The sequence below is a fragment of the Microbulbifer variabilis genome (genome assembly GCF_052467165.1).
This window is the reverse complement of the sequence record NZ_CP174301.1, coordinates 409,671-425,630: the sequence shown is the minus strand read 5'-3', so window position 1 is coordinate 425,630 and position 15,960 is coordinate 409,671. Positions and strand designations below refer to the sequence as shown.

Sequence of the window (15,960 nt, the reverse complement as noted above, 5' to 3'; positions counted from 1 at the left end):
CTTATAACAGACACAGTAATAACCCTTAGAAGAAAACCATAAATAACGTGCCACAAGGCTCCGTTTTTTATTATCCCTGGGTTCTGCTAACAGTCGTTTCACTAACGCCAGATTGAATTATTTAACTCGGAACAAGTTCATAACGTCATTTATCCGAGTGGTATACAGGATTCTAAGAAATTGACTCAACAAATAAGAACTACGCTGTTAACGGGCTTTTATGAGTTGGTGAGCCAATTTAATGGCAGCCCTGAGGCCTTGCTAATAAATGCCCGAATAAATCCCCAGCAAGTTGAAAGCCTTGAGGGTTACCTACCCTTAAGATCCGTAAACGACCTGATGAACAGAGCTACGCATCAACTCAACTGTGCAGATTTTGGACTGCGCCTTGCTTACAGCCAGGGGGCGGCTGCATTGGGATCGCTGGGAGCAGCGGTACTGCAGTCCCTAACTTTGGGGGAGTTCCTCAACGCAGCAATTAGGCAGCTCGGAGAGCCACCCTATAACCTGCGTGTGGAACTTCAGAAAAAAGGCAAACACACATATCTTTATTTTTATTGCATAGACGACCTCCAAACAGAGGAGCGGGGAGCCCCCGCTATTGCCCTGGAACAGTGCCGAGAATTTCTCCTCGGGGTCTCCATGGTCGCATTACAGAATCTTTGCGGAGAAAACTTCCAATTGGAAGCCGTGCATCTGCAAACAGAGCGCCCCCTGCATGACCAGTATGAAAATTTCTTCGGTGTCCCGATACACTTTGGGCGGGAAAAAGATGCACTTATCCTGAGCAGTAGCTCCCTATTACACCCCACTGAAAAGTGTAACCCGAGCCTACGTCCACTGCTAAAGACATATATTGAAGAGCTCCTACAACAGGGGGAAGCCAGTCTGATAGAGCAAGTGCAGCAGCTTATTTATTGCCTGATGCCGCTGAAGCGTTGCAGCCTGCAAGAAGTTGCTAACCAACTTGGCATGCACAAGCGCACCCTGCAAAGGAGGCTGCGTGACCGCAATCTCGTATTTGAAGATTTACTGGATCGCATTCGCCGTGAGCGTGCCGAATACTACTTGAGTACCAAACAGCCGCCCATGTCACAGATATCCAATATGTTGGGATACCGTGAGCAGAGCTCTTTCAACCGCGCCTGTTATCGTTGGTTTGGAACCACGCCGATGCGTGTGAGACGCCAAATGATAGCCAGCATCGCTGCCAGAGAAGTAGCAGAAACCGAGTAATTGGACCCTTCACCAAAAATGGCAGGGTGCTTATTGTGATAACATCACCCTGTCGGCCTCAGCGCATTAAGCTGTAAATATATAATCAGTAGGTGCTAATAATCAAAACCAGTTGGCTCAATCCTTACCCGCAAGGTTTAGGCCTATGCCTGCAGTTGCTTCATTACCACTCAATACCTTTACGTGCTGCGAGACCACTAGCAAAGGCATGCTTTTCCGCGCGCATTTCACTAACGGTATCCGCAATATCCCTCAAATATTGTTTAGCACCACGGCCGGTAATAATAACTGACTGTTCCTTGGGGCGATCCCGTATAGCTGCCAATACTTCAGCCTTATCCAGCCAGTGAAAATTTAATGCATAGGTCAATTCATCCAAAACAACCAATTACACGCTTTCATCACGCATGGCCATCAACCCCTTCTCCCATAGCGCTTGTGCTGCGGCCTTATCTGCATCAAAGTTCTGGGTTTCCCAGGTAAAGTCCGTACCCATCTGGTACCACTGCAAAGGGCGGGAAGATCCCATCAATAAATTCTTCTCCCCGCACTCCCAAGTACCTTTTATAAACTGTATGACCACCGTAGAGAAAGCATAACCCAGAGCCCTTGTTACCAACCCCATAGCTGCTGTGGTTTTACCTTTACCATCACCAGTATATAAAATTACAGTTCCACGCTCATCCTGCGCTCTAGATACCGTCTCATCAACGATCTGCTTGCGATTCCGCATACGCTCCTTGTATTGTCTACTTTCATCCTGAAATTTAGAGCTCATAAAAAAACCAATAAATATTTAGGCACATAACTATGTAAACAAATTGATAGCAATATTTAAGTCAACTTAAGAAAACTCAAAATGACACCCCAAATCAAAGTGTCCTGCCATAGTACATGATGCCCACCTTCAAAAATTCCCAGGCGAGATTCATTTATTTGCTGGAATAAAGCCTTCTGGTTTTCAAAAGGAGCGATTCTGTCATAGCGACCACCACAAATAAGTGTCCCAACCCTGAGCTCAGGCAAGCGTTCAAAGGTATCATGTCCCTTTCTTGCCTGGAGCTGTCGAGAACGGCATAAAGCCCCTTCCGGCTTATTTATAGAAATCTCACAAACTTGCTTGTAGTAATTCCGCAGAGGTGTGTAGAGCGCCGTTTCTATTTGTTCATTATTGGAACTCGGCATACGGCTATCTCCAGCCGAGATGAAAAAGTTAACTTTTTCCTCGACGTTCATTGCTTCGATATCATATTTATGGAGAGGAAATGAAGCTCCTCCCGGCCCCCCAGAACTGGTGACTATCAAAACGAGTCTCTGCACAGCTTGTGGATAGAGAAGCGCAAACTCCTGCAATACCATTCCACCAAAAGATTCGCCAATAAACAGTGCATCCTGCCAACCTATATGCTCCATTAAACGCTTGAGATCCTGGGCATAGTCAAACATCGTAGGAGAGGCATCGGGAGAATTGGATTGCCCAATTCCTCGTGGATCAAAACTCAGTATTTCAAAATGTCGTGCCAATGGAGAATCAAATACAGTCGGATGTACTCTGAGATCACTGAGAGTACCGGGATGGAATACCAGGCGAGGACCATTCCCGCGAAGCTCAAAGTACAGGCTCACGCCATCCTGGCTAAATACCGACATACAGTTCCACCATCAAATACCAGATAGCTGTAGTAAGAATAACTACAAAGGTATAGTTCAGCAGCAGAAAGTGAGTGACAAAGAGATTCACCTTAATCCCAATAAATAGGGAAATGGCACCTTTTCCGGGTGAAAAGGAAGAAAGGCCTGAAATAGCAGCTATAAACCACTTCACCTCATTTTTTATAAATTTACCTGCTCTCCACCATATACACACCAGAATCGGTAATGAAGCCGATGTGAGACTTTCCACTTTTACTGCGAGGTGAAATGGCTGGCCACTATAAAGACAGACTGGATTCTGTTTCAAAAATATTAACGAGCCTCCTTTACCCAAATAAAGTGAAACACCCACTACTGGGTAACAAAGCAACAGCAAGTATGATAGTGCGACATTCCGACCATAATGAACAGGCCAGTCAAACACGCGGTTAAACATGAAGCTCTACCTGGTACCAGCGCCCTTGCTTACTTCCACATTTCTTTACATAAATTCCACATTCCTTGCGCATTCCTGAACTATGTTGGCTCTCATCGGTTAGTGAAAAAAGCCTCCTTCCCAAGATATGGTTCCACACCAGTTATGAAATACTGATAGCAACAATCCACTCAGTCGAATCCAAAAAGGAGAGCACTGTGAATAAAATTCTGATTCCCATCGCTATGCTAGCCATCGCCTCTACAGCAACGGCACAACCTCGCAAACCGCCTCAGGAGGCCTTTGATGCATGTAATGAAATGTCGGAAGGGGATTCCTGCACCGTTGAAACTCCACGAGGTACTTTGGAAGGCACTTGCCGTATCCCTCCCAGGGAAGAGCAACTGGTCTGCGTACCGGCAAAAATGGAGGGCCACAGACCGCGCAGGGACAAAGAAGCGGATTCCGAATAAATTTTCCGATCTGTCAGGGGCCGTGCAGTTTTAGGTTGTCGTATGAAAAAGTGGTTATTACTAACTCTTGTCTGTGTTGCCCCGACTGCTCTAGGTCATTTACCAGAAACAGCAACTGAAGCCTGCCATAGCCTCACTCCCGGTGCCAGTTGTGCTGTCGGGCATAGTACTGGCCAGTGTTTTAACTTAACAGAGTCCCAGACACTCATCTGCCTACCGGAGAGATTGAATATTGCCCAGGCCCCCTCCAAAGACCGTATTGCAGGCAGACCTCCCACTCGCAAACACCTAGCAATACAGTCAGATGGGTTGCAAAGCACTGTTCCTGCAAATCGTACGCCTATCGCCTCCAGTGTGGTGACGGTGTCTGTGCAGGGCCCCTGGAGGGTGATTGAAGCCAATGGTATCTCAACACATAAAACAGGCGCTTTTCCCAACGCAGGTAATCCACACAGAATTGAAACCCAGCGCTATAAATACAGAATTCCAGCCACCCCCAAAGTGGCAGCACAAGTCACACCCGTCACACTGCAGAATTTCGGCATCGGCATTAACGGTGTGCCTTTTGATCCAAGTGCAGCAGAATGGTATCTGGGTAATCGTGGCCCTTGGCGATATGAAGCGTTATCAGGTGCAGTCTCCTTAGGTGTGGATGATAACTTTGCGCATGTGCAGCCTAGCGGAGCCTACCACTACCACGGCCTGCCGACCGGACTTCTGGCACGCTTGCAAGTAACCTCTGAGCACCACTCACCGCTAATTGGTTGGGCTGCAGATGGCTTCCCAATTTATGCCTTGTACGGTTTTCAAGATGGCCAAAATAGTGAATCCGGTGTCGCAAAAATGCGGTCCAGTTATCAAGTGAAAGCTGGGCAGCGTCCTGCTGGCAGCAATCAGCCAGGCGGTTACTATGATGGTACTTTCGTAGCTGACTACGAGTATGTGGAAGGCTCAGGCTCCCTTGATGAGTGCAACGGCCGTTTCGTGCACTCCCCCGACTTTCCCGAGGGCACCTACGCCTACTTCCTCACTGAAGAATGGCCAATTATTCCGCGCTGCTACAAGGGTACGCCTTCAGAAGATTTTCGCAGGGGCCCACAGAGAACACCCCGCGACAGAGGAGCGGGAAGGAGATTCGGCTGACTCAACCAAACCTGCTAATTTATTTAAACAATACGTTCAAAGGCGATCGCTAATCGGGTAACAGTTGAATCAACAGCAGTTTCTCCTCAAACAACAAATTACAATGATTTGCTGAAAAAATTTAGCAGTTTCAGCTCATATCTATAACGGAAAGGGCTTCCGCCAGAGTTTTTACCGAGTGCATTTCCATCCCCTCGATATCATTTTTTAAGCGGTTTGCGGCGGGCACTATCGCCTTGCGGAAACCGTGCTTGGCCGCTTCACGCAAACGCTCCTGGCCTGAAGGCACAGGTCGAATCTCACCAGACAGGCCCACTTCACCGAACACTACCAAATCTCGGGGCAGAACACGGTTACGAAAACTGGAAACCACAGCCAATAACAAAGTCAGATCAGCACTGGTTTCCATGACCTTAACTCCACCTACCACATTGATAAATACGTCTTGGTCGCCCACCAATACACCACCATGTCGGTGCAGCACCGCCAACAACATGTTCAAACGGTTTTGGTCGAGCCCCACTGCCACACGGCGCGGATTACCCAAACTGCTGTCATCCACTAACGCCTGCAACTCCACCAAAAGTGGGCGAGTACCCTCCCAAACAGAAGTTACCACCGAACCCGCGGCGATTTCTTCTGCGCGCTGCAAAAAAATAGCGGAGGGGTTGGAGACTTCTTTAAGACCCTGTTCGGTCATAGCGAACACCCCCAGCTCATTGACCGCACCAAATCGATTTTTGTGCGCGCGCAAAGTGCGGAAACGGGAGTCGTGAGTACCTTCAAGTAAAATGGAGCAATCGATAATATGCTCCAGTACTTTGGGGCCGGCGAGGCTGCCATCTTTCGTGACGTGGCCCACAAGAATCAGTGCCGTGCCGGTTTGCTTGGCGTAGCGGGTCAGGTAGGCTGCACTCTCCCGTACCTGAGCTACCGAGCCTGGTGCGGACTGTACATCGCTCATATGCATGACCTGGATGGAGTCCACCACCATCACTTGCGGATTCACCTCCCTGGCCGCCAGGCAGATGCGCTCTACATCAGTTTCGCTAAGTAGTTGCAGGGAGTCTGTAGGCAAGCCCAGGCGCTTGGCCCGCATAGCCACCTGCTGTAAGGACTCCTCCCCGGTGATATACAACGCTGGCATGGAGATAGCCAAATGACACAGAGTTTGTAGTAGTACCGTGGATTTACCGGCTCCGGGGTGTCCACCAATCAGCACCACCGAGCCCGGCACCAGCCCCCCGCCCAGCACACGATCTAACTCAGAGGCGGAAGTGGGAATTCGCGGTAATTCGCTCAGGTCAATTTCCGAGAGCTTTTGCACCTTGCCAGCACCAGCAGTGCCGGCATAGCCGCTCTGCGCATCGGTAAAATTGGCTGCACGGCTGTCCTTATGTTCAGGCCCAAGGCGTACCTCTGAAAGGCTATTCCAAGTACCACAGGCACTGCACTGCCCTGCCCATTTGGTGTAGTCCGCACCACATTCATTACATACATAGGCAGTTTTGCGTTTTGCGGCCAAGGTTATCTCCCGAACAGTTGCCCGAATAATTTGGCGTACAGTTTACCCCTTATCAGGGAACAACGGGCAGCGCTGAGCAGACATAAATGACTCACCTGTATCGGTCCAACGCAATGGCACTTACTTCCTTAATCTACGCCGTCTACGCGATTGATCTAGATCAATTCCCTGGGTCTCCACCGAGATAATATCCGCCGCTGCCTGTACCCACTAATGGGGAGGCATTCAATCACACTGACCAATCACCAAACAGGAAGTAAGCATGTCGTCTATTTCTCTTCGCGGCGCAATTCTAGCGCTCGCCTTGGCCTCGACCTCCGCCCTGGCAGCAGACCACGAAGTTAAAATGTTGAACCAGGGCAAGGATGGCATGATGACTTTTGAACCAGCCTTCCTAAGCGTTGCCTTGGGCGACACAGTAACTTTTCTTCCCACTGATATGGCCCACAACACCCGCTCCGTATTTTCCCCAGCAGAGGGCGCTTCCTGGAACGGCACTATGGGGGAAAAAGTGACTGTAACCCTGAACAAAGAGGGTGTTTACCTATACCAGTGTGACCCACATCTACCACTGGGTATGGTTGGGGTAATTCAGGTCGGCGAAGCCGGCAACCTTGAGGAGGCCAAGAAACACGCCGAAGGGATGAATGATCGTATTGCTGTAAATAAGGAGCGACTGCAACAGTACCTCGGCTTGGTGAAATAAGGAGAGCCGCGGCGTGGACATCCTATTTGAAAAAGGCCACCACCTGGTTGCGCGTTTCTGCGATCTGGTCAATGAGCAGAATGGCAGCGACGGCGTTCAGGCCAACCAGTTTGTAATTCGCCGCGGTACCAAGGGAGCGCTCATTGATCCCGGCGGCGATCTAACCTATACACCCCTGACTATCGAGCTCAGCCGCCACCTTAACCTGAGCGATCTTGAATACATTCTGGCCTCACACCAGGATCCGGATATTATCGCCTCGTTGCCGCGCTGGATGCTGCATTCCCGCTGTAAGGTGGCAGTATCAAAACTTTGGTCGCGCTTCTTGCCACATTTAGTCTCTGGCTTCGTAGCCTCTCGGGCGGGCAGTGAGAAATGGCAGGACCGCATAGTACCGCTCAATGATAAAGGCGAAGTACTGCCTTTTGCCGATAGTGAAATCTGGGCCCTGCCCGCTCACTTTCTGCATTCATGTGGCAATTTCAGCTTCTATGATCCGGTTAGCCGTATCCTGTTTTCCGGAGATATTGGTGCCTCCCTCGGTGGCGAAGAGGGAGAGGTGTTAGATTTCGACACACATATCCCATCAATGGAAGGTTTTCACCAGCGCTATATGGGAGGCAATTGGGCCTGCCGGCTTTGGGCCAAGATGGTGCGTGAATTAAACCCGTCTATGATCGTGCCTCAGCACGGCGGCTATTTCTCCTCGGACGAAACCAAAAACCGATTCCTAGGTTGGCTGGAGAAGCTGGAGTGCGGCCCAGATCTATTGCGCCATCAAGATTTCCGCCTGCCCCTCGGCAAGTCCTGAACCCAGAGATATTGACTGGTGGCGCCTGCAACGCCACCAGTGTTTCACCTCATTAACCAACACCCCGGTCACTATTGCGCCCCTAAGTGTCAGCTCATACACTGCGTCCCTGTACTTATTCAGGCCGAAGCCATGAACCCCGGATTTTTACGCTCACTGCTACTGATACTGCTCCTTGCCTTTGCCGGCTTGGCTTCGGCGGTACCTTGTATTGAGCGTGGTGAGGTAGCATCGGCCTTAATGAGCGCTGATTCCAATGAACAGAGTCACTGTTCCTCAGAGAAGCCTGACGACTGTAGCAATGAGCACGCCGGCAATTGCAGTATTGAGTGCGGCTGCTGTCCTGGGCTTGGCAATAACCTCGCTGCCCCTTCTGATAGCAAGCCCATTTTTATTACGCAGAGCTCATGTAATACAGCCTATTTCCGTTTCAACGTCCCTCCAGAGCCAGATACCGAGTTGCGACCTCCTATTCACTCCTGAATTGCAACAGGCACCACAGGGCTCTCCTGACCCAGACAATCCACCAGGAAATTTTTCACGCGCGAACAGATCTCCGCGTGCCCAGAGCCCCGTGCATTTTTCACATGACGCGTAATCAATTTTGAAAACAAGGAGACTCTCCATGTACCGAACTTTCCTGGCTGCTATAGCCTCTATCTTTATCCCCATGGCATTGAGCGCCTGTGCCGAGTCTATTGAATCACCGGCACAAAGCCCCAGCCTGACCACCTACAAGTCAGCCACTTGCGGTTGCTGCAAAGTCTGGGTTGATCACGCTCGGGAAACTGGCTTCGATGTGGTAGCGAAAGATGTCGATGACCTTAACAGCGTCAAAAAGCAGCATGGAATTGAACCCCGCTACCAGTCTTGCCACACCAGTGTGTCCAAGGAAGGCTATGTTTTCGAAGGGCATGTGCCAGCCAAAATGATTCACCAATTTTTGGAGAATCCACCGAAAAATGCCCTGGGGCTGGCAGTTCCCGGTATGCCCCTGGGAAGTCCTGGCATGGAGGTAGGCGATCGCTTTACCCCCTACCAGGTAATGCAAATAAACAAAGATGGCAGCAGCGTGGTTTATGCCGCGATTAACTCTGCCGGAGAACAGTTCTGAGGGCTGTCGATGACAAACCCCCCATGGTGTGGTGCGATCTCGCGCCGCACCTTTGTGACCGGCCTTACCGCCGGCGCAGCTCTATTAGGCTTATCTAGTCTTCCCCTCGCCGCCAGAACGAGGGTGCCTCCACCCACGATACTAAGTGGCGAGCATTTCTCCCTGAAAGTGGGCCAAAGACCGGTCAACTTCACCGGCCAACGACGCAACGCTATTTCAGTTAATGGTTCAGTTCCCGGCCCAGTTCTGCACTGGCGTGAAGGGCAAACTGTCACCCTGAATGTGTTCAATCAGTTACCCAAGGATACTTCGATTCACTGGCACGGTATCAGAGTGCCGAGCAATATGAATGGAGTGCCGGGGCTCAATTTTCCTGGAATTAGGCCTGGGGAAAACTTTCGCTATCGTTTCAAGGTAAAACAAAGCGGCACTTACTGGTACCACAGCCACTCCAGCTTCCAGAGGCAACAAGGACTCTATGGAGCCATCGTCATTGATCCAATTGACGAAGACCCGGTGGCCTATGACCGGGACTATGTGGTGTTGCTTTCCGATTGGAGCGACGATTCCCCCCAGCGGATTTACTCTAACCTGAAGAAAGATGGCCACTATTACAACCGCCACCGCCGCCGCACCACCACAGATCTTTGGCGAGATGTACGCGCAAAAGGTATAGAGCAAACCTGGCGCGAACGTCATCCATGGAACTTCGCTGGCATATCTGATCGGGACGTATCTGATATCACCAGCGATACCTACAGCTACCTGATCAATGGACAAACCCCGGAGGACAATTGGACTGCCCTATTTGCCCCCGGAGAAAAAGTACGGCTACGTTTTATCAACGCCTCAGCCATGACAATCTTCGACCTGCGCATTCCTGGCTTGGATATGACAGTGGTCAGTGCCGATGGCCAGAATATTCAGCCTCTGCGGGTAGATGAGTTCCGCCTTGGCACCGGGGAAACCTACGATGTGGTAGTTAGGCCTAAAGAGGACAGAGCCTACACTCTGTTTGCCCAAGCGATAGACCGCGGTGGTTTCGCTCGTGGCACTTTAACGCCAAATCAGAAATTCACTGCCGAAGTTCCCTCCATGGACCCAATCCCAATACTTGATGAGCGCGATCTGGGATTCACTCCTGCCAGTGGCGCTAAAGCCGCCGGCAGACAGCCTTCCGCTGAAGAACACAGTGGCAAACTGGCCCCCGCCGGCCTGGGAAGCAATAGCTCTATCATCCACCAACCAACAGAAAAAGGTCATGGCGTAGCCCTGCGCGCGCTCACTCCAAAAAATGGAGTGTATGATCCCGGCGTGGGACTGCGTAAACATCAGCAGCGCTACAACCGCCGCGTACTTTGTTACGCGGATCTTCGCAGCCTCACTCCATCGTTAGGCCAACGCGAACCGCAGCGGGAACTGCAGTTACACCTCACCGGTAATCCAGCACGTTATCTATGGTCAGTTGATGGCGTTAAATATAGGAATGCCACACCGATACTATTAACCTATGGCGAGCGCCTTCGTATCACTCTGGTAAACGACACTCTGCTCACCCAGCCCATGCACCTGCATGGTTTATGGAGTGAGCTGGAAACCGGCGATGGAGAGTACCTGCCACGCAAGCACACGGTGATAGTGCAGCCCGGCGCCAAAATCAGTTTTCTGGTAAATGCCGATACCCGAGGGCGCTGGGCATTACACTGCCAAATGCTCTATCGCGCACACGGCATTTTCCGTGAGGTCCGTGTGGTATGAACCACCACACAATAATAAAAGCCACAACAACAGCCCTCATTGCCCTATGCTCCGAGCCGAGTTTTCAAGCAGCTTTAGCCCAAAATCAGGAAGATCTGCACCACAGCATCCAGTCTCGCTCCAACGAAACTACCGTTGGAGAAGGTAATGGCATCGCTGGGGAAGAAGATAAACCTACAGCCAAGTTCAGTTTCGACCAGTTCGAGCGGCGCGGCCAAAATGGCGCAGCAATTGAAGGGGATTTCAGTTATGGAGGCGACATTAATAAGCTGGTGCTGGAAATCGATTTCGAGCGGGGAGGAGGTGAAACAGAAAAAAATGAGCGATGGCTGGTCTACAGCCGCGCTATTTCCAAAAACTGGAATTTCCTCTCCGGCATACGTCACGACCTCCAGAGAGAGAGTACCAGCCGTAACTGGCTGGCGGTTGGTTTAATCGGAGAAACACCTTACTCATTAGAAATGGATGCGGTGTTATTTCTTGGGAAAAGTGGCAGCACAGCTTTCCGTCTGGAAGCGGAATATGAGGCCAAACTCGCAGAGAAAGTCACTCTGATTCCGCGCCTAGAACTGAATTTTTTCGGTCAAAATGACGAAATCGCCGGTAGTGGTACGGGATTATCTCAAGCAGAATTAGGTTTGCGCCTTCTCTATGAGATTCATCCCAAGTTTTCCCCTTATGTTGGGGTTCATCATGAGCGAGAAGTGGGCAATGCAGCGGACTTTGCCCGTGAAGAAGGAGAAAAAGTATATACTACCGTGTGGGTTATCGGTATTCGTGCTTGGTTTTAATCCCCACCCTACCAATAATTTCTTTCACAACAAACTACTGTTCGTCGAGAAAATTCAATAGACATTCTAAATAATTCATCATGGTAGTTTAAATACACGACATTTTCTTACTCATAGTGGATTAACAGACAGACCTCAGTAAAATCGAGAGTTTAGACAGGCAATATACTTATAATCATTATTAATTCCCTACAATTTACAAACCTAAAATCTGTAAATTATCAGCGTCATAAATATCTTTTGCGGTGGATGAACGAAAATTCCATATCAGACAAAATGAGGTTAAAAAGGGCTAAAGGTGTCGCACTTCAATCCTACAGCTCAGTGCCATATTCCTTCATCACACCTTTGCAAAGATTTTTTTGCACTCACCACCGTAGATTTAACTAGATATCTGACCCTCATATGGAAGTCCTGCCAAGATATAAGACAACCTCTTTCACATAAAGCACCAATAACACCAGTAATTATTTTTTTATTACTAATAGGAATGCAGCCTGCCAAAGGACAGTCTCAAGGAGATTTACATCACTCTATCCAGTACCGCTCCACACTGAATGATACGAACATAAGAGAAGACAAGCCGATAGCCAAGCTCAGTCTTGACCAATTCGAATTACAAGGCAATAACGGAGCCACCATCGAAGGTGACTTCAGCTATGGCACAGATGAAAGTAAGATATCAATAGAGGTTGATTATGAACGCACCAATGGAGAAACTGATGAAAATGAATTATGGGGAGTTTATAGCCGCTCAGTTTCTGCCAACTGGAATGTTCTTACCGGAATACGCCATGATTTTCAGTTAGAGAACACCAGCCGTAACTGGTTTGCCATTGGAGTTATTGGCGAAACGCCCTACTCTTTCGAAATGGATGCTGTACTTTTCTTTGGTAGAAGTGGTAGCACAGCCCTTCGTATAGAAGGGGAGTATACGTTCAAAATTTCAGAAAAAGTGAGCTTAGTACCACGTGCTGAGCTAGATTTCTTTGGGCAAAATGATGCGAGTGTGGACGGCGGTTCTGGTCTATCCGAAATAGAAATCGGCGTGCGCTTACGTTATGAAATTCACCCCAAGTTTTCCCCCTATATTGGCATTCATCAATATCGAAATGCCGGTAATACGGCTGACTTTGAACGCGAAGAAGGAGAAATGGTATACGATACTGTATGGGTTCTTGGATTTAGGGCTTGGCTATAAGGCCGAAGAGTACTATTCTCCGAATGCCTAGTATCTACGCTAAACCAATAAGCCCTCTAAAATCTCATCCTCACGAATATCCCAGCATCAACTCAAACCGCCCCACACTAAGTTGCTAGTAAGAAGAACTTTTAAGGGTACCCAAAGGAAATCAATAGACCAGAATACAGACAGCCAATTGACGCTCTAATCTACCTTAAATATTTCTCTAACTCCGATGCTGTATCCTACCGCGGGAACTCTTCAGTGATTTTCGCCATTGTATTTTTTCTTTGACAGTTTAAGGCAAGGGAAATTACGCGTCTCTAACCTGCGCGCGATTTGCTTCCAAGCAACGAAAGTCATCAATTGCTGGAAACCCAAAAAAACCTATAATACCGCTATCAAAATAATCCTTAAAAGCTAAGCCTTTTTGTTATTTACAATACCTTTAAACACTCTGCCCGATAGCTTCAACAACATCGCTCGGCTCAATAGTCTAGGAAGTAAAACAAGCGTCCACTTTTGCTTACCCGAAAGCACATAACTTTTCTTTGCCAAGAATCCATTGATTCCAACCAGAGCAACGTGCTCAGCGGTTTCATATAAATTTTCATCAACGCTTACCTTATTATTTGCCACCTCAGCAAAATTTGTCTTGGTTCCACTGGGGCAGAGGCAGGTAACAGTGACTCCCGTTCCAAGCAGTTCATTATGTAGAGCTTCTGAGAAATTTAACACATAACTTTTAGATGCAGAATAAACCCCTGCATAGGGTACTGGCATTAAAGCTGCACTGGAAGCCACATTGATAATCCCCCCTGTATTTCTTGACTTCATTTCAGGAAGGTATAAATAGCATAGCTCAGTTAAGGTATTAATATTAAGCTGAAGTAAACTTCTGTATGTCTTCAAGTCAAAGTCTTGGAAATTCCCCCATTTACCGAATCCTGCATTGTTGACTAAGATATCTATTGCCAATCCCCGCGATTGGGTTTCGATATATAGTTTCTGTGCGGCACCTTCCACGCTTAAATCAATTTCAATAATATCCACTTTAACTGAATATTTCCCTTCAATCTTCCTGGCTATCTCCGATAAAGCCCTATAGTTACGGGAAACTAAAATGAGGTTCGCGCCTTTCTTTGCACATTCATAAGCAAAGGCTTCGCCGATACCAGAGGAGGCGCCGGTTATCAATACAACTTTTTTATCCATCTGTATGTTCCCCTTGTAAGAAATTCAACTGAATTGCCATAATCATGGTTGCACAACCAATTCTACCTGTCCTTCTGCAATAAACTTCCTCCACCAGGGAAGAGTCGGAGCCGGCATACGCACATCAACCGGGGCACCAATAATGGGGGTCAGGATCGCCGCCCCATGGGATTCTGCAGCAGCTAGCGCTCGCTCTAGAGGTTCAAACCAATCATGCAGGGCAAGATCAAAAGTACTGTTATGGATGGGCACCATAGCGCGACCACGCAGATCCAGGTGAGCCTGCACACTCTCTTCCGGCATCATGTGAATTTCACTCCACAGATCGTTATAGGCACCAGTTTCAATCAAGGTCAGATCAAACGGGCCCAAGCGTTCACCTATCTCCCGAAAACCACTGAAATAGCCGCTATCACCGCTAAAGAAAATTCGGGCATCGCGCCCGGCAATCACCCAGCTGGCCCACAGAGTCTTATCACGGTCAGTAAGGCCGCGTCCGGAAAAATGTTGAGCCGGAGTTGCAGTAAATTGCAAGCTGCCAACAGCATATGACTGCCACCAGTCAAGCTCGGTAATCTTGTCTGATGCAACCCCCCAGTCCCGCAAATAATTGCCAACCCCCGTGGGAACAAGAAATCGTTCTACTCTCTCATCCAGGATACGCACGCTGGCTTTATCCAGATGATCGTAGTGATCGTGGCTTATTATTACGGCTTTTAGTGCTGGTAAGTCCTGCAGAGACAGAGGTAGCGGGTGAAAACGCTTCGGTCCCATCCACTGCACTGGTGAGGCTCGCTCACTGAATACCGGGTCAGTAAGCACGTATTCTCCATCGAGACGGATCAGTACTGATGAGTGTCCCAAACGATAGACTGTAGGCTGATTCTCGTTACTGGTAAGTACTTCCTTTGTAATCGGCTGCAGTGGAAGGGGCGCTTTCGGTAACGGCGCAGCCCTCTCTGAGCGAATGTAGGCACCGATAATCTCAACAACCTTACCCATCCCGGCTTTATAGTCGACTTCTGAGTTTTGAAACTTATTCGGCTGAGTAGCACAGCTGTTAAACAGACCAACGGACATACCTACCACTCCTAATAATAACCACCAGTGTTTTTTCATAGATACCACCAAGTAAACTATACAGTGCAGTTTATTGCCGACAGATACAAAAGTAAACTAATTAGTGTAAAATTAATTGTGAAGTAAGATTCACCGCCAGGCGGATTTCCTAGTGCAATCAGAAGTACCGAGAGTCATATGAACGAAAAGAAGCCAACCAGAAGTGAGCTGAAGCGCCAGGCCATTATTGATGCCGCTAAACAAGCTTTTCAGGAACTCGGTGTTCAGGGTACCAGCATGGATGAATTGGCAGCCCGTGCTCAAGTATCCAAGCGCACTGTATACAATCACTTTGCCAGCAAGGAAGCGCTGGTTATGTTTTTGATTGGCGAACTCTGGCAGCAGGCAACCCAACCCCCTGGCTGCGAATACAATCCGAACAGCGACCTCCATACACAGTTGCGCGCCCTGCTCGAGCTGGAGATTAAAACCATCTGCAACCCCCAGTATATTGAATTGAACCGAATGGCTTTCGACTACTTTTTCCACCAACCGGAAGCCCTGCGCAAAGAGATGGAAAAGTTCAAAGCTAATGAAACCGGCGTACAGCGCTGGATAAAATCTGCTTTAGCCGATGGCCGTTTGAGGCAGCTGGATCTAGAGATCGCCAGCGGCCAGATACACAATTTGATAAAGGGAAGTTGCTTTTGGCCACAGCTGCTCCAGCTTTCTGGCCAACCGACCCCTACTGAGCAAGAAGCTCTGGCCGAGCGCACTACAGCTATGTTTTTGAGTCATTATCGAGCTTAAAAGGTATAGTGTTAAATATCAATGAAAGCACTTAGTTCCTCCTGGGTCCGCCTATAGAAATTATCTAA

The 15,960-nt window shown here is 48.8% G+C and carries 16 protein-coding genes and 1 pseudogene; 11 read left to right on the top strand and 6 right to left on the bottom strand.

The window, feature by feature from the left end; all coding sequences use genetic code 11:
• Positions 1-180: 180 nt before the first annotated feature.
• Positions 181-1,236, top strand: a complete 1,056-nt coding sequence (locus tag ACJJIP_RS01885) for an AraC family transcriptional regulator (RefSeq protein WP_444900940.1) — start codon at positions 181-183, stop codon at positions 1,234-1,236.
• A gap of 163 nt (positions 1,237-1,399) precedes the next feature.
• Here the strand turns inward: ACJJIP_RS01885 and cobO are convergent.
• From cobO to ACJJIP_RS01870, 3 genes and pseudogenes are all read right to left on the bottom strand, one after another.
• A pseudogene (gene cobO, locus ACJJIP_RS01880) lies at positions 1,400-1,969 on the bottom strand (cob(I)yrinic acid a,c-diamide adenosyltransferase).
• Positions 1,970-2,070: 101 nt separating this feature from the next.
• Positions 2,071-2,886, bottom strand: a complete 816-nt coding sequence (locus ACJJIP_RS01875; RefSeq protein WP_444946116.1) for an alpha/beta fold hydrolase — start codon at positions 2,884-2,886, stop codon at positions 2,071-2,073.
• Positions 2,873-3,325 (bottom strand): hypothetical protein, encoded by a 453-nt coding sequence (locus ACJJIP_RS01870; protein ID WP_444946115.1) that lies wholly within the window; start codon positions 3,323-3,325, stop codon positions 2,873-2,875. The genes ACJJIP_RS01875 and ACJJIP_RS01870 overlap by 14 nt, the downstream gene beginning before the upstream one ends.
• A 197-nt stretch (positions 3,326-3,522) precedes the next feature.
• Here ACJJIP_RS01870 and ACJJIP_RS01865 point away from each other — a divergent pair, with 197 nt between their 5' ends.
• Together ACJJIP_RS01865 and ACJJIP_RS01860 are read left to right on the top strand one after the other, a co-directional pair.
• The gene (locus ACJJIP_RS01865; protein WP_020414479.1) at positions 3,523-3,777 is read left to right on the top strand and encodes a hypothetical protein; all 255 of its coding nucleotides are present in this window, start codon (positions 3,523-3,525) and stop codon (positions 3,775-3,777) included.
• Between the two features lie 42 nt (positions 3,778-3,819).
• Positions 3,820-4,920: a YHYH protein gene (locus tag ACJJIP_RS01860; protein WP_444946114.1), complete on the top strand. Its 1,101-nt coding sequence runs from the start codon at positions 3,820-3,822 to the stop codon at positions 4,918-4,920.
• 130 nt (positions 4,921-5,050) lie between these two features.
• Here the strand turns inward: ACJJIP_RS01860 and radA are convergent, their stop codons facing one another.
• On the bottom strand, positions 5,051-6,445 hold the full coding sequence (gene radA, locus ACJJIP_RS01855; protein ID WP_020414477.1) for a DNA repair protein RadA: 1,395 nt from the start codon (positions 6,443-6,445) through the stop codon (positions 5,051-5,053).
• 262 nt (positions 6,446-6,707) lie between these two features.
• On the opposite strand from radA, the gene ACJJIP_RS01850 reads away from it, so the two are divergent.
• From ACJJIP_RS01850 to ACJJIP_RS01820, 7 genes are all read left to right on the top strand, one after another.
• Positions 6,708-7,151 (top strand): pseudoazurin, encoded by a 444-nt coding sequence (locus tag ACJJIP_RS01850; protein WP_020414476.1) that lies wholly within the window; start codon positions 6,708-6,710, stop codon positions 7,149-7,151.
• Between the two features lie 13 nt (positions 7,152-7,164).
• On the top strand, positions 7,165-7,962 hold the full coding sequence (locus ACJJIP_RS01845) for an oxygen-binding di-iron domain-containing protein (RefSeq protein ID WP_020414475.1): 798 nt from the start codon (positions 7,165-7,167) through the stop codon (positions 7,960-7,962).
• A 132-nt stretch (positions 7,963-8,094) separates the two neighbouring features.
• Positions 8,095-8,445, top strand: coding sequence for a hypothetical protein (locus tag ACJJIP_RS01840; protein ID WP_444946113.1), 351 nt, complete (start codon positions 8,095-8,097; stop codon positions 8,443-8,445).
• Between the two features lie 142 nt (positions 8,446-8,587).
• Positions 8,588-9,076 (top strand): DUF411 domain-containing protein, encoded by a 489-nt coding sequence (locus tag ACJJIP_RS01835; protein WP_020414472.1) that lies wholly within the window; start codon positions 8,588-8,590, stop codon positions 9,074-9,076.
• A 9-nt stretch (positions 9,077-9,085) separates the two neighbouring features.
• Positions 9,086-10,834 (top strand): copper resistance system multicopper oxidase, encoded by a 1,749-nt coding sequence (locus tag ACJJIP_RS01830; RefSeq protein ID WP_444946112.1) that lies wholly within the window; start codon positions 9,086-9,088, stop codon positions 10,832-10,834.
• Positions 10,831-11,625 carry a copper resistance protein B gene (locus tag ACJJIP_RS01825; RefSeq protein ID WP_020414470.1) on the top strand — a complete coding sequence of 265 codons (795 nt, stop codon included), beginning with the start codon at positions 10,831-10,833 and terminating at the stop codon, positions 11,623-11,625. Before ACJJIP_RS01830 ends, ACJJIP_RS01825 begins: the two co-directional genes overlap by 4 nt.
• A gap of 298 nt (positions 11,626-11,923) precedes the next feature.
• Complete coding sequence (locus ACJJIP_RS01820) at positions 11,924-12,826, top strand: copper resistance protein B (RefSeq protein ID WP_353375628.1); 903 nt, start codon at positions 11,924-11,926, stop codon at positions 12,824-12,826.
• Between the two features lie 402 nt (positions 12,827-13,228).
• Here ACJJIP_RS01820 and ACJJIP_RS01815 read toward each other — a convergent pair whose 3' ends face one another.
• Positions 13,229-14,023 (bottom strand): SDR family NAD(P)-dependent oxidoreductase, encoded by a 795-nt coding sequence (locus ACJJIP_RS01815; protein WP_444946111.1) that lies wholly within the window; start codon positions 14,021-14,023, stop codon positions 13,229-13,231.
• Between the two features lie 42 nt (positions 14,024-14,065).
• The gene (locus ACJJIP_RS01810) at positions 14,066-15,103 is read right to left on the bottom strand and encodes an MBL fold metallo-hydrolase (protein WP_444946110.1); all 1,038 of its coding nucleotides are present in this window, start codon (positions 15,101-15,103) and stop codon (positions 14,066-14,068) included.
• A 177-nt stretch (positions 15,104-15,280) separates the two neighbouring features.
• Between ACJJIP_RS01810 and ACJJIP_RS01805 the strand changes: the two genes are divergently transcribed.
• Positions 15,281-15,892 (top strand): TetR/AcrR family transcriptional regulator, encoded by a 612-nt coding sequence (locus ACJJIP_RS01805; protein WP_020414466.1) that lies wholly within the window; start codon positions 15,281-15,283, stop codon positions 15,890-15,892.
• Positions 15,893-15,960: the final 68 nt, after the last annotated feature.

Bases quoted from the DNA above. Each gene is read 5' to 3' on its own strand.
- ACJJIP_RS01860 (WP_444946114.1), top strand. From the start codon at position 3,820: ATGAAAAAGTGGTTATTACTAACTCTTGTCTGTGTTGCCCCGACTGCT.
- ACJJIP_RS01825 (WP_020414470.1), top strand. From the start codon at position 10,831: ATGAACCACCACACAATAATAAAAGCCACAACAACAGCCCTCATTGCC.
- ACJJIP_RS01835 (WP_020414472.1), top strand. From the start codon at position 8,588: ATGTACCGAACTTTCCTGGCTGCTATAGCCTCTATCTTTATCCCCATG.
- ACJJIP_RS01830 (WP_444946112.1), top strand. From the start codon at position 9,086: ATGACAAACCCCCCATGGTGTGGTGCGATCTCGCGCCGCACCTTTGTG.
- ACJJIP_RS01875 (WP_444946116.1), bottom strand. From the start codon at position 2,886: ATGTCGGTATTTAGCCAGGATGGCGTGAGCCTGTACTTTGAGCTTCGC.
- ACJJIP_RS01870 (WP_444946115.1), bottom strand. From the start codon at position 3,325: ATGTTTAACCGCGTGTTTGACTGGCCTGTTCATTATGGTCGGAATGTC.
- ACJJIP_RS01840 (WP_444946113.1), top strand. From the start codon at position 8,095: ATGAACCCCGGATTTTTACGCTCACTGCTACTGATACTGCTCCTTGCC.
- ACJJIP_RS01810 (WP_444946110.1), bottom strand. From the start codon at position 15,103: ATGTCCGTTGGTCTGTTTAACAGCTGTGCTACTCAGCCGAATAAGTTT.
- ACJJIP_RS01850 (WP_020414476.1), top strand. From the start codon at position 6,708: ATGTCGTCTATTTCTCTTCGCGGCGCAATTCTAGCGCTCGCCTTGGCC.
- ACJJIP_RS01815 (WP_444946111.1), bottom strand. From the start codon at position 14,023: ATGGATAAAAAAGTTGTATTGATAACCGGCGCCTCCTCTGGTATCGGC.
- ACJJIP_RS01805 (WP_020414466.1), top strand. From the start codon at position 15,281: ATGAACGAAAAGAAGCCAACCAGAAGTGAGCTGAAGCGCCAGGCCATT.